The 12,529-nt window shown below is 72.0% G+C and carries 11 protein-coding genes, 1 tRNA gene and 1 other RNA gene; 3 read left to right on the top strand and 10 right to left on the bottom strand.

What is annotated here, in order from left to right; genetic code table 11:
- Window positions 1-642: 642 nt before the first annotated feature.
- Both ACZ592_RS11715 and ffs read right to left on the bottom strand, forming a co-directional pair.
- A complete protein-coding gene (locus ACZ592_RS11715) occupies window positions 643-2,982 on the bottom strand; it encodes a DNA polymerase III subunit gamma and tau (protein WP_471581324.1) in 2,340 nt (779 codons plus the stop codon).
- 44 nt (window positions 2,983-3,026) lie between these two features.
- An RNA gene (gene ffs, locus ACZ592_RS11710) (signal recognition particle sRNA small type) lies at window positions 3,027-3,125 on the bottom strand.
- Window positions 3,126-3,256: 131 nt separating this feature from the next.
- Between ffs and ACZ592_RS11705 the strand changes: the two genes are divergently transcribed.
- The 3 genes from ACZ592_RS11705 (at window position 3,257) to ACZ592_RS11695 (ending at window position 5,503) form a co-directional block, all read left to right on the top strand.
- Window positions 3,257-3,341: transfer RNA gene (locus ACZ592_RS11705), tRNA-Ser, on the top strand.
- Between the two features lie 453 nt (window positions 3,342-3,794).
- Window positions 3,795-4,448 (top strand): hypothetical protein, encoded by a 654-nt coding sequence (locus ACZ592_RS11700; RefSeq protein ID WP_471581323.1) that lies wholly within the window; start codon window positions 3,795-3,797, stop codon window positions 4,446-4,448.
- Complete coding sequence (locus tag ACZ592_RS11695; RefSeq protein WP_471581429.1) at window positions 4,436-5,503, top strand: hypothetical protein; 1,068 nt, start codon at window positions 4,436-4,438, stop codon at window positions 5,501-5,503. Before ACZ592_RS11700 ends, ACZ592_RS11695 begins: the two co-directional genes overlap by 13 nt.
- Before the next feature lie 255 nt (window positions 5,504-5,758).
- Here ACZ592_RS11695 and ACZ592_RS11690 read toward each other — a convergent pair whose 3' ends face one another.
- The 8 genes from ACZ592_RS11690 to ACZ592_RS11655 all read right to left on the bottom strand — a co-directional run bounded on the left by ACZ592_RS11690 (window position 5,759) and on the right by ACZ592_RS11655 (window position 12,522).
- On the bottom strand, window positions 5,759-6,013 hold the full coding sequence (locus ACZ592_RS11690; RefSeq protein WP_268772175.1) for a hypothetical protein: 255 nt from the start codon (window positions 6,011-6,013) through the stop codon (window positions 5,759-5,761).
- Complete coding sequence (locus ACZ592_RS11685; RefSeq protein WP_471581322.1) at window positions 6,000-6,260, bottom strand: hypothetical protein; 261 nt, start codon at window positions 6,258-6,260, stop codon at window positions 6,000-6,002. The genes ACZ592_RS11690 and ACZ592_RS11685 overlap by 14 nt, the downstream gene beginning before the upstream one ends.
- 24 nt (window positions 6,261-6,284) lie before the next feature.
- Window positions 6,285-7,151, bottom strand: coding sequence for a peptidoglycan-binding protein (locus tag ACZ592_RS11680; protein WP_471581321.1), 867 nt, complete (start codon window positions 7,149-7,151; stop codon window positions 6,285-6,287).
- Between the two features lie 22 nt (window positions 7,152-7,173).
- Window positions 7,174-7,806, bottom strand: a complete 633-nt coding sequence (locus tag ACZ592_RS11675; RefSeq protein WP_471581320.1) for a hypothetical protein — start codon at window positions 7,804-7,806, stop codon at window positions 7,174-7,176.
- A gap of 35 nt (window positions 7,807-7,841) precedes the next feature.
- Window positions 7,842-7,994 carry a hypothetical protein gene (locus tag ACZ592_RS11670; RefSeq protein ID WP_471581319.1) on the bottom strand — a complete coding sequence of 51 codons (153 nt, stop codon included), beginning with the start codon at window positions 7,992-7,994 and terminating at the stop codon, window positions 7,842-7,844.
- On the bottom strand, window positions 7,991-10,372 hold the full coding sequence (locus tag ACZ592_RS11665) for a hypothetical protein (RefSeq protein WP_471581318.1): 2,382 nt from the start codon (window positions 10,370-10,372) through the stop codon (window positions 7,991-7,993). The genes ACZ592_RS11670 and ACZ592_RS11665 overlap by 4 nt, the downstream gene beginning before the upstream one ends.
- A complete protein-coding gene (locus ACZ592_RS11660; RefSeq protein WP_471581317.1) occupies window positions 10,359-11,180 on the bottom strand; it encodes a hypothetical protein in 822 nt (273 codons plus the stop codon). Before ACZ592_RS11660 ends, ACZ592_RS11665 begins: the two co-directional genes overlap by 14 nt.
- Before the next feature lie 229 nt (window positions 11,181-11,409).
- Window positions 11,410-12,522 carry a hypothetical protein gene (locus ACZ592_RS11655; protein ID WP_471581316.1) on the bottom strand — a complete coding sequence of 371 codons (1,113 nt, stop codon included), beginning with the start codon at window positions 12,520-12,522 and terminating at the stop codon, window positions 11,410-11,412.
- Window positions 12,523-12,529: the final 7 nt, after the last annotated feature.

Below are 12,529 nucleotides of genomic sequence, written 5' to 3'. Positions count from 1 at the left end.
CGCGAGCCCGGAGGATGACCGGCGAGCCCGGAGGATGACCGGCGAGCCCGGAGGATGACCGGCGAGCCCGGAGGATGACCGGCGAGCCCGGAGGATGACCGGCGAGCCCGGAGGATATCCGGCGGAGCGTGGACATCTCGGCGGAGCCCGGCGGGTTACGGCGAAGCGTGGCGGTTACGGCGGGGCCGGTCGCGGACGGAGCCCGGGGCACGCGTCAGGTTTCGGCGAAGCGCGGCGGGGGGGCGGACGCTCGGCTGAGCCCGGGTGGTCCCGGCAGATCGCGGGTGAAGCCGGGGTGGTCCCAGCAGATCCCGGCAGACCGCGGGCGGAGCCGGGGCGGTACCGGCACATCCCGGCAGACCACGGGCGGAGCCGGAGCGGTACCGGCACATCCCAGCAGACCACGGGCGGAGCCGGAGCGGTCCCGGCACATCCCAGCAGACCACGGGCGGAGCCGGAGCGGTACCGGCACATCCCAGCAGACCACGGGCGGAGCCGGAGCGGTCCCGGCAGACCGCGGGCGGAGCCCGGACGGCGTCCATGCCGTCGGGGGCGCGGCGGATTCCCCCCCCGGGGGGTCTCCCTGGTTCCGGGGGGCCGGCCGGGCCCCCCGGGCCCCTGCCCTCCCCCCCCTCCTTCGCGCTACTCGTTCGGGTACTCGTCGACCACCGTCGCGCCCAGTTCCCTGACGATCAGGTCGTGGCCGGAGAGGGCCGATTCCACCAGGTCCGGGTCGTCGTCCTCCGGGATGTCGTCCTCGGGGGACACGTGCTCCGGGGCCGGGGCCGACCGGGGGGCCGGGGAGGGTTCCGGGGCCGGCGGGGGCGGCGCCTGGGGGGCCGGGGCCGACCTGGGCGGCGACGGCTGCTGCGGAGGGGCCGCGGGGCGCGGGGCCGCCGGGGCGCCGCCGCCGAAGTTGACCGCGGCGGGCGGGGGCGCGGAGCCGCCGGACGGGTCGACGATCGCCTCGACCTTCCACTCCACGCCGAACTGCTCGGACAGCGCCTGGCGCAGCACGTCCTCGCTGCCGCTGCTCGCGAAGTTGTCCCGGGCGCCCGCGTTGACGAAGCCGATCTGGAGGGTCGTCCCGTCGAACCCGGCCACCTGTGCGTTCTGGCTCAGCAGGATCCAGGTGAAGCGGCGGCGGTTCTTCACCGCTTCGAGGATGTTCGGCCACAGGGTGCGCGGGTCGGGGCCGCCCGCGGGGGCCTGCGCGGCCATGGGGGCGGGCGACTGCGGGGCGGCCGGGGTCTGAGGCTGCGCCGGGCGGGCGGGCTGGGCCGCCGGGGCGCCGGTTGCGCCGGTTCCCGCGGAGGCCGCGGTGGGCCAGCCGCCGGGTCGCGGTGCGGACTCCGGGGCGGGGGCGGACGGCGCCGGGCCGGACGGGGCGGAGCCGGGCGGTGCGGTCGCGGCGGCCGGGCCGCTGCCCGGCGCGGAAGCCGTCGGCCAGCCGCCGGGACGCCGTTCGCCGGCGGCGGCCGAGGGAGCGGCAGGGGCAGCAGAGGCGGCAGGGGCAGCAGGCGCGGGCGGAGCCGAGGGGGCGGCCGGTCGGGCCACCGGAGCGGCCTCCTCAGAAGCCGCCGGAGCCGCCGGAGCCGCCGGGGTCACCGGAGCCTCCGGGCCCTGGCCGGACTGGGGCGCGCCGGAGCCCCGTACGGCCGCACGTGCCGCGGCAGGGCCTCCCCCGGGCGCCACGGGCGGCCCCTGCGGGACCGGCGGCGGCCCGCCCGCGGGCATGGCCGCCCCGGGCTGCGGCACGCCCGCGTGGGCCTCGGGCCCGGGCACGTACCCCATCGCGGGCCCCTGGCCGCCGGGCACGAAGTTCCCGCCGCGCTCCAGACGGTCCAGGCGGGCCATGAGCGAGCGCTCGTCGTCGAAAGCGGCCGGCAGCAGCACGCGCGCGCAGATCAGCTCCACCTGGAGCCGCGGCGAGGTCGCGCCGCGCATCTCGGTGAGGCCGTCGTTGACGAGGTCGGCGGCGCGGCTGAGCTCGGCGCCCCCGAAGACGCCGGCCTGCGCCTGCATCCGCTCCACGACGTCGGCGGGGGCGTCGATGAGCCCCTTCTCGGCGGCGTCCGGCACGGCGGCGAGGATCACCAGGTCCCGCAGCCGCTCCAGGAGGTCGGCGACGAAGCGCCGCGGGTCGTTGCCGCCCTCGATGACGCGGTCCACGACCTCGAAGGCCGCGGCGCCGTCCCCGGAGGCGAAGGCGTCGATGACGGAGTCGAGCAGGGAACCGTCCGTGTACCCGAGGAGGGACGTCGCCATGGCGTAGGTCACACCGGCCTCGCCCGCGCCGGCCAGGAGCTGGTCCATGACCGACATGGAGTCACGCACGGAACCCGCGCCGGCCCGCACGACCAGCGGGAAGACGCCGTCCTCGACGGCCATGTCCTCGCGGCCGCAGACCTCGGCGAGGTACTCCCGCAGCGTGCCGGGGGGCACCAGGCGGAAGGGGTAGTGGTGCGTGCGCGACCGGATGGTGCCGATGACCTTCTCGGGCTCGGTCGTCGCGAAGATGAACTTGAGGTGCTCCGGAGGCTCCTCGACCACCTTCAGGAGGGCGTTGAAGCCCGCCGGGGTGACCATGTGGGCCTCGTCGATGATGTAGATCTTGTAGCGGCTCGACGCAGGGCCGAAGAAGGCCTTCTCGCGCAGGTCGCGCGCGTCGTCCACACCACCGTGCGAAGCGGCGTCGATCTCGATGACGTCGATCGAACCCGGGCCGTTCCTCGCCAGGTCGCGGCAGGACTGGCACTCGCCGCAGGGCGTGGGAGTGGGACCTTGCTCACAGTTGAGACAACGGGCCAGGATGCGCGCGCTCGTCGTCTTGCCGCAGCCGCGCGGGCCACTGAACAGGTAGGCGTGATTGACCCGGTTGTTGCGCAGCGCCTGCTGCAACGGGTCGGTTACATGCTCCTGCCCGATGACCTCGGCGAACGACTCCGGGCGATAGCGGCGGTACAGCGCGAGAGACGACACATCTACGAGGTTAATGGCGACCACTGACAACCTGGACCGCCCCAACGCAAAGCGCCCCCCACGCACCCGCCAGAGCCGACCTACCCTTGCTGCCTTCCGGCCCTGGGGGAGTTCAGTCAGATAGCGCCACGTGAGGGGCTGGCCCCCACAGTAGCGGATCCCCCGCCCCGGAAGCGACGTCGGTCCCGGCCGGGTACGACTCCGGAGTCGATCACGACGACCACCTCGGGATCGTGTTCGCGAGCACCCCTCGACGTCTTGTATTGTTTGCGGCGGAGGATTCGCCTAGTGGCCTAGGGCGCACGCTTGGAAAGCGTGTTGGGGGCAACCCCTCACGAGTTCGAATCTCGTATCCTCCGCACTCGCCCGTCAGGGCAGACGAAGGGTCCGACCGCTCAGCGGTCGGACCCTTCGTCGTTGCGTGGTCTCAGTTTTGCCCCCCGGCGAACTTTCCTGCCGTACGGGGGAACTTCACTGGGCCCCGCCAGGACACCGGCCAGAGCACAGAGCCGGCCGGCTCCTAGGACACTTCATCCGGAACAGCACCTCGCCTGCGAAGCGTCAGCCGCACATCGCAATGCAGCCCGGACACGTGGCCCGAGCCGTCGTCGAACTCCTGGCTGGCCGGCCGTTTCGTACGGATCAGACCGTTTCCCAGCCGGGCAGCGAAGCCATACCTAGGCGGCAGCAGCCACGATCAGCGGGTATGCCCGGTACGTCTCAGCCAGAGCCCGACCCGCTCTCACCGTCACCAGTCGGTCACGGATAGCGTTGCTTCGCTCGAGTTAACCCTCACCTCATCGGAGACAACAGTGAACCGCTCGACCCGGCGCGTGGCGGCCGCGCTCACGGCCTCCGCCACCCTGTTGCTGACCGCCTGCGGCGGATCGGACGACAGCAAGGACAACGACAAGATCGCCGGTGCCGACGCGGGCAGCGAGAAGTCGGCATCGTCTTCACCGTCCGCGTCGACGGACGGCATCGAGCGGCCGGAGATCAAGCTGCCCTCTGACGTGAAGCTCACTTTCACTCCAGAACGGGCGGGGGATTCCGTCAAGGACGCGGTCCTGCGGGACAACGCGGACATGGTTCGTGCGCTCAACATGGCCATCGTGGCCGGCGATCCTCAGCTGCCCGCCCTGGAGTTCTACACCGAGGGCGAGGGTGCTGTGGCCGCCAGGGACTGGGCGAAGTCGTTCAAGGACGCGGGCTGGACCGTCACCGGGACGGTGCGCTATTTCGACCGGAAGGTGAAGGTCAAGTCCAAGGACAGCGCGGCGATCGGATACTGCGCCGATGAGAGCAAGGGCTTCACCAGGGACGTCAAGACGGACGAGATCAAGCGGACGAAGGTGACGAAGGACAGCTACGTCGCCTACAGCGCACAGCTCAGAAAGAACAAGCACGGGGTCTGGGAACTCTTGAAGATGGCATCCACTCGCGGCGCGACGGGCTGCCAACCGTGAGCCAGCTCCTCCGTACCGCCGCGATCCTGGTCGTAGCGGGAGCGACCTGGCTGTGCGCGGCGCCTGCCGCCGTCGCCGACCAGAAGCCTCCAGGAGGAGGCTCATTCGGTGGCGGGCCGGGAAGCGACGCCGCCGTGTCCGGCGATGCCAGCGGTCCGGCCCTCTCGGCGTCGGCCAAGGGGATCGTCTACGACTTCTCGAAGAACGGAAAGGGCAACTCCGCCGGTCCCGTCACTTCGTCTTCCGCCGCGTGGACTCCCCCTGCCTGCTACTACGCTCCCAAGTACACCCCGAAGTCACTTGAGGCGTACATGCGGTACCAGTGGATGGGCACATCGACCACCGAAGAGTGGGACAAGGAGACTCAGGGGCGGTACGTCGACAAGGGCGGCGACTCCGACAAGGACTTCAACAAGGACAAGGCCGGCAAGGGACATTGGTGGGGTGCCTTCGTGACCGAGGGGCGAGAGGCTGACCCTGCGGCGCAGGACTGCGACAAGATCCCCTTCTGGGTCGACAAGGGGGACCCTCCTCCCGCTGACGCTCCGCAGGCCGTCACCCCGGAAATCCTCGCTCAGCTCGCCTACGCCGAGATTCGTGTTCCCGGTACGAAGGTCGAATTGAAGCCGCAGAACAAGTCGACGGTGAATCTGCCGACGTGGGCGTGGCTGGAGGAGGCGGAGTTCAAGCCAGTGTCGGTCACGGCCTCCGTTCCCGGGCTCGGGATCGAAGCAACCAGCACAGCCGAGCCCGCCGCACTGAAGATCGAACCGGGGACGCCGGACGCTGAACTGCACCCGGCCTCCGGGCAGTGCCCGATCCAGGGCGGCCGCATCGGCGTGCCGTACAGCAAGGGCGACAGTGGCGACACTCCTCCGTGCGGCGTGACGTACATGCGGGCGTCGGGCGACGACGCGTATCAGCTCAAGGCCACCGTCACCTGGAGGATCCATTGGACGGGAACCGGGGTCGAGGGCGAACAGAAGCTGCCTGATGGCGTGTTCGGCACTGAACAGGACGTCGTCGTGCAGGAGATCCAGTCCATCAACCGCTGACCGAGGCCGTCGGCCGGTCGGCACACCACACGTGGAACCACCGCGGCCGCAAGCAGCTGCACGACTTCAAGGCAGCCCCGCACGACGTGTCCGCCTTCGGTGTGCTCCACCTCAAGACATGACTTCCGGTTCGAGGACACGCGGGGCAGGTCCTCGAACCGGAAGTCATGCCGCCACTTGGGCCCGGTGGCTCCGGACCGGCACTCGGTCCGGAACCACTCGCTGGGGCAACGGCCCCCGGCACCCTCAGCCCCCTCACCTCCCCCCCGACTGCCACAACGTGACCGCCAGGGCCGTGCAGGAGGTGATTGCTGCCAGGGAGGGGAGGGGCCAGCGGCTGCGTTCCAGGGCGTCCAGGCGGTCCTCGTGTTCCGAGAGGGTCTTGTCCGTCTGGTCGGCCCGCTGCAGGAGCAGCGCCAGATCGCCGCGGGTCGTGGCGAAACCGACGTCTACGGAGCGGCGCAACCTCTCCAACTCCAGGGGGACGCTCCCCGTCTCAGCTCCCGCCATCGTCGGCCCCCTCGCCGGAAGGGACGGGCCGGGTGGGCCGGCTGTCCGTTCGGAGCCAAGGAGGCAGGAGCGCCTCCACCGCCGGCAGCGACATCAGGCGGCTCAGGCCCGTGGCGAAGGCGACCAGGGCCGCGAGGGCCGGCACGTCGGCGACCTCAGGGGCCGTCGCGAGCAGCGGCAGCGCGGTGACGAGCGTGAACAGTGCCTGCACCGCGGTGCGCAGCGATCTGCGCGTGGCATCTTTCATGGTGTTCCTCCAGAACCCGGACCGTCAGGACCGCGGTACGCGCAGGCGGTCCCAGCTGGCCCGCCCCGGCACCCCGTCGGCCGCCGCGCCCCGGTAGCCGAGCTTGTACTGCCAGGCGGCGTACGAGGCCCGGTCGGCCTCGGTCCAGACCGGCCCGGGGCCGACCGCGTACCGCCCGCAGCCCTCCTTCACCAGGCGCCGCCCGACCGCCGTGCACAGCTCGCTGCGCCGGCCGACCGCGAAGAACGAGGCGCCGGGGAACGGTGCGTACGCGGGGGCGCCGCCGCCCTCGCCGCCGCCCGGTTTCGCGGAGCCGAGCCGCTCCGAGACCCGGCGCCGCATCACCGGCATCGAGAAGGAGGGGTCGATTTTCCTGCGGGTCCACTCCTTGTGGGCGATGACGCTCGATCCCGACCAGCCGTGCGCCCGGCACAGGGCCGCCGAGAGGCGTTCGACCGTGTCGAGCTGGGCGGCCGGGTAGGGGTCGCTGCCGTTGCCGAGGTTCTCGATCTCGAATCCGTAGAAACGGGCGTTGCCGTCGACGGCGTCGGGGCCGGGACGGGACGGCGGCGTCCGCGACGTGCGGACCGCGTCGAGCACCGCGGTGGAGCCGCTGCCGGCGTGGTTGGTGCGGCCGTAGCCGACGAGGTGGAGCGTGCCGTCCTTGGCGATCAGGCCGACGCAGAGCGGTCCCGGCAGGTCGGGTGTGCCGCGGAGGCAGAGGGTGAGGCTGTCGCGGCCGGCCGTGTGGTGCAGCATCACGCCGTGCACCGGACCCCAGGAGCCCTTGTGATTGCGGTTGTGCGTCCTCCAGTTGCCGTGTTCCTTCATGCGGACGCCCTCGGCGCACAGGGCGCGGACGAGAGCGTCGGGGGTCAGCGGGGTGGCCATGGGGGCCTCCTCGTGCGTCGGTTCACAGGGGCGTGATGGTGAGGAATCGGTTGGTGAAGGTGGCGGTGCCCGCGGTGGTGCGGTATGCGGCGGTCACGGTGTAGACGGCACCCGCGGTGAGGCCGGTGACCGGGAACTGGGTGCTCGCCGAGACCTGGTTGGTGCCGCCGGCGATGGCCGCGCGGGTGTCGGCGGCGGCCAGGACCACCCGGGTGCCCTGCTTCACGGCGGCCGAGAAGTGGACCGTGCCGGCCACGCTGTTGCTGAGCCGGGCGCCGATGGCGAGGACCAGGGACCCGGACGGCGGCGCGAGGGCGTTGACGGTGAAGGGGTCGGCGGCGCCCGTCAGCGTCTCGACGTACGCCGTGGACGTCGTCGTGCCGGGCGTCGTGCCCCACCAGTGCGCGGGGCCGGGCGTCAGCAGGGCCCACTGCTTGGCGGCGGTGAACTGGTAGTGGCGGCCCGGGTTGTTGAGCCAGGCGATCATGCCGGGGACCGGGTCGGTCAGCTTCGCGTCGCGGGCCGCGGCGTCGGCGAACCGCAGCACGGTGCGGCCGTCGACGGCCTCGGCGAGGGACTGCAGGTGGACGGGGATGTCGGCGTTGTCGGCGGGCTGCGGGTAGGGCAGGCTGCCGAGCGGGGTGAGAGCGACCATGGTGGCGATTCCTCCGGATACGGGGCTGGTTGGCGTCAGCCGTCGAGCGGCGGCGGCAGGGTCTCGCTCGGGTCCATCCCCTCGTCGTCGGCCGCCACGAGGGGGTCGTCGATCTGGATGGGACCGGGCGGCGGCACGTAGGCGTCGGGGAGCGTCTCCGCGGACACCCCGCCGGTTGTCTCCGTCATCCCGTGCCTCCCGTCGTCTCCAGGACCTTCCGGTAGCTGAGACCCGCCGTGGTGAGCGCGCCGAGCGTCGCGTACTGGGCGGTGAGCAGCTGGTACGTCCGCTGCTTGCCGTAGGCGGGGTCGACCGGTGTGTCGGGGGTGAGCCCGGCGTCGGCGGGCACGCCGTTGAAGGAGGTGCCGCGCAGGGTGAGCACCTGTTGTGGCACCGCGCCCGCGGCGTGCGTGGTGCGGATGCCCACCACCCAGGCCAGGGTGTCGAGTTCGGCGCCCGCGGTGTCGACCACCCGGACCACGTCGCCGAGCTGGATGCGCGGGTCGTGCAGGACCTCGACGTCGCCGAGGAGCGGCACGGGGTAGCGCCCGGCGACGAGCATCGCGTTCACGAGGGCGGCGGCGCTCCCGGACGTCTGCACCCAGTCACTGGCGGGTGCCGTGTACTGCTGCTTGCCGTAGTACTGCTGGCTCGGGGAGTGCCACAGGGCGATGGAGCGCTGCCTGGGGTCGGCCGAGCGCTTGATCGGCTGGATGCGCACGGAGGGGCTGCCGTCCTTGAGGACCGTCCACACGCTGGTCGTGCCGCGGTTGACGAACCGGACGTAGTAGATCGGCCCCTCCCGCCAGCAGCTCACCGTGACCTGGCCCTTGACCGCGGTCCCGCCGGTCCTCGCGGTGCCGAAGCGCACCCGGTGGCCGGTGCTCGTGACGGTGTCGTCCAGGACCGGGAACGGCCCGATCTCGTTGTCGTCCTCGGCCATCGCGTACTCCACGACGACGGGGACGTTCGGCTTGATCTCCCGCACCGCCGTGTCGTCGACGAACTCGCCGAGCGTCCAGCTGACGGCGCCCCAGTCCTGGTAGGTCTGCTCGCAGTGGTTGCGGCAGGCGTCGATCTCCTCGGTGACGGTGAGCGAGGCGATGTCCCGGCGCGTGGTGACGGTGAGGTCGGGGACGGCCGGCACCTTGGTGAACCGCGAGGGGCCGCGCCAGCGGAAGATGCCCTGCTCGTCGAATTCGGCGGTGGACATGGCGGCCCGCGCGATCTCGGTGATCACGTCCCACTGGGATCCGGACACCTTGGGGATGTCGTAGAGCGGCAGTTCGGGGGTGTCCAGGACGGCACCCTTCGTCCACGTCCCCGACTGGTTCCACAGCTCCTTCGGATAGCTGGTGGTGCCCGTCCACACCCGGTCGGTGACCTGCAAGCACTCCACGGCCATGTCGGTGGTCAGGTCGATCCGGTTGAGCTCCGAGATCGGCTGCCACGCGTTCTCGGTCGGGAAGACGACCTTGTCGGCCTCGTGGAACGATCCGTCGGGAGCCGTGGCGCGCACCTGAACGGTCGGGGAGACGACCGAGCCTGCGGACGTCGTGTCGACCATGAAGCCGAGGTGCCAGACGCCCCGCAGGGACCCCAGTTTGTCGAAGGTCCTGGTGACCTTGTCCGGGGTGTAGCCGTTGGTGCCGGAGGCGAGGGTCACGACGCCCGTGGAGATGTCGAAGGTCCCCTTGATGTACCCGGTCCTGGTGCCCATCTGGTCGAACACCGCGGACAGCTCGACGAGATTGCCGCGGGTGTACGCCGTGTTGACCCAGCACTCCACCTGGAAGACCTTGCCGGGCAGGATGATCCGCGAGCGCGGCATCCAGGACGCCTTCAGCCCGGCGGCCTTCGGCATCAGGGCGATCTCGAAGGGGGCGCCCTCCCGTATCCAGTCGTACGTCGAGGGCAGCGGGAGATCCTCGGGCTGGCCGTAGGTCGCGTTGAAGCCGCCGTGCAGCGAGGCGTACAGGACGGTGAAGGGCTTGTCGTCCGTCGGGTCGTCCTTGAGGACGAGCGGGGCGCGCGGCGGCGGGCAGGTGTGGATGCCGCCCTGGCGCAGGAGTTCGTCGACGCACCAGGTGGCGGTCGCCACCGGGCGCCGGTGGTAGAAGCCGTGGTACGGCCGCGGGAGCATGGCGGGGCCGCGCAGCCGCTCGGCGCCGTCCAGGGCCTGCACGGTGACGGTGTCGCTGCCGGAGGCCGCGGTGCGCGAGCGCACGGTGCCCCGGAAGGCGGGCAGGGTGCGGCCCGCGGCGCCCGTCCTGTGGACGACGGACTGGCCGGGCCGTACGACGTCTCCCGTCATGCGTTCGGCCCAGGCCGAGTACAGGCGCGGCGCGGGGACGGTGTCCGTGCCGCCCAGGAGCAGCTCCAGCTGCGCGGACGCGCTGCCCGAGAAGGCCCGCATCGCCTCCGGCAGGTCCGTGGCGTACGCGCGCTCGACCTTCCACGACTGGACCTGTCGGCCCAGCTCCTCGCCGCCGAGCCGGGTGGTGTGGGACGGCACCCGCTCGGGCGCGGCCAGGGCCTCGTCCAGCGCCTCGTCAGACCGCTGCACGGCGCACCTCCACGAGGTCGACGGTGACGTTGCGGTACGGCAGGGGGGCCGCGGGCACGTCGGTGTACGCGGTGACCGACATGGCCGGGCAGCCGTCGCCGAGGGCGTGCGCGACCGGGACGTCGCCGATGGTGAGGCAGGCGCCCGCGAGCCCGAACTGGCCTACGGCGCCCGGGCGCCCGACCGGGGTGGCGAAGGCGGCGCCCGCCGGAGCCGTACCGGTGACGCTGGTGCTCCCGACGACCTGGGTCGTGCTCACGTACGAGCCGTCGGCGGCCTTCCAGTCCAGCTGGGCGACCGCGGTGGCCGGGTTCCAGCCGGCCGGCAGGAGCCAGGACATCCGCATGCCGGGCGCCACCGGCCAGCCCGCCCAGGTGCCCTGGACCCAGCCGACGGCGGCCGCCGCGTCCTGGCAGTCGGCGGTGGTGACGAGGTCGGCGTTGCGGGAGAGGGTGACGGCGCCGTTCATGGTGAACCAGTGGTCCCAGCCGCCGGGGCTCTCCGACTGCCCGGCCGCCTGGTGGGGGTCGAGGAGATTGACGGAGGCCGGGTCGAGGACGGCCACGGGTCCCCTGCCGGTGCCGACGCGGCGGGCGAGCTGGACGAGGTGCTGGGCGTCCGCGGGCTCCAGGGCGTCGAACGAGAGCTTGATGCGGCGGGGGGTGCGGGTGGGGGCGAAGGTGGTGACGCGGCCTTCGAGCGCCTTGAACTCGGTCACGTTGAGCTCGGCGGTGCGCTCCCAGCTCTTCGCCGCCTGGCGGATTTCACGGAGCCGGCCTGGCGTTCCGATCCACAGGTTCCTGGCCATGAACTCCTCCTGTTCTGGGGTGGGTTGCGAGGGGGGGTGGAGCCGCGGCCGTGCGCGGGGGCTGTCCACGGGTCCGGCTACGGCGCCTGGTTACGGCGCCCGGCTACGGCGCCTGGTTACGGCATCCGGCTACGGCGCCCGGTTACGGCGTCCGGCTACGGCGCCCGGTTACGGCATCCGGCTACGGCGCCCGGTTACGGCATCCGGCTCCGGCGTCCGGCTCCGGCCTCTACCTGCGGGCGAGGGCGCGCTGCCCCGCGAAGACGGCGCGGGCGATGGTCTGCGAGTCGACGTCGACGTGCACGGGCCGCTCGGCGAGCCGCTCCATGACCTCGGCCAGGCGGCGCAGGGCGGCACCGCTGCCGCCGCCGCGGCCGATCATGCGCTCCAGCTTGGAGAGCGGGATGACGGCCTCGCTCTCGCCGGCCTCGCCGACGAGCGCCAGGGTGCCGCCGCGCCGGGCCTGCACGATGCCGCCCTGGGCGAGGTGCGGGACGGGCACGCGCAGGCTCGGGAAGCCGAAGGACTTGCCGCCCCACTTCGGCACCCAGCTGGGGATGGAAATCTTGATCCCGGCGAGGACGCGGAACAGCGCGTTGATCGCCGTCGCCAGGGCCCTCATCGGGGTCAGCATGATGTTGCCGAGCCCCTTGATCAGCGGCCTGATGAAGTCGATGGCGGCGCTGGTGCCCGACCTGATGCCCTTCCAGGCGGCGGTCATCCCGCGCTTGAGGGCGGCGGTGACCTTGTCCATGTTCACGAACTGGGCGATCAGCGGGGCCGCGAGCGTCATGATCAGCCCGAACGGGCTGGAGGCCATCGCGAGGTTGAGCCCCTTCTGGGCGGTGCTCGCGCCCTTGAGCCCCTTGCCGAGCGACCCCATGGACTTGCCGCCCTTGTCCGCGTTCTTGCCGGCCTTGCCGACGGACTTGTCCACGGCGTCGGCCTGGCGCTTCACGTCGCGCAGGGCGTTCTTGGTCTTGTCGGCGGAGCCCCGGAGCTTGTCGAGCGCGCTCTTGAACTTGTCGGAGCCCTGGCGGGCCTTCGTGAGGGACCCGTCGGCGGTACGGAGTCCGGAGTGCAGTTTCCGGACGGCGCTTTCGCCGTTGTTGGCGGAGGTACGGAGTTTGCCGATGGCGATGGAGGCGGTGCCGGTGGACTTGCCGAACTTGCTGACCGCGGTGGAGGCGGTGCCGCTCGACTTGCCGATCTTGCCGACCGGGGCAGCGGCGCTGCCGGACGACTTGCCCAACGCGCCGATCTGGGAGGCGGCCTGGCTCGCCGCGCTCCGCATGCGGCCCAGTTGGTTGGCCGCGGTTCCTATGGACTGGTTCAAACCCATGGTGCGT

The sequence above is a fragment of the Streptomyces sp. NPDC040622 genome (assembly GCF_055593965.1).
This window is presented reverse-complemented; position numbering and strand designations above follow the sequence as displayed.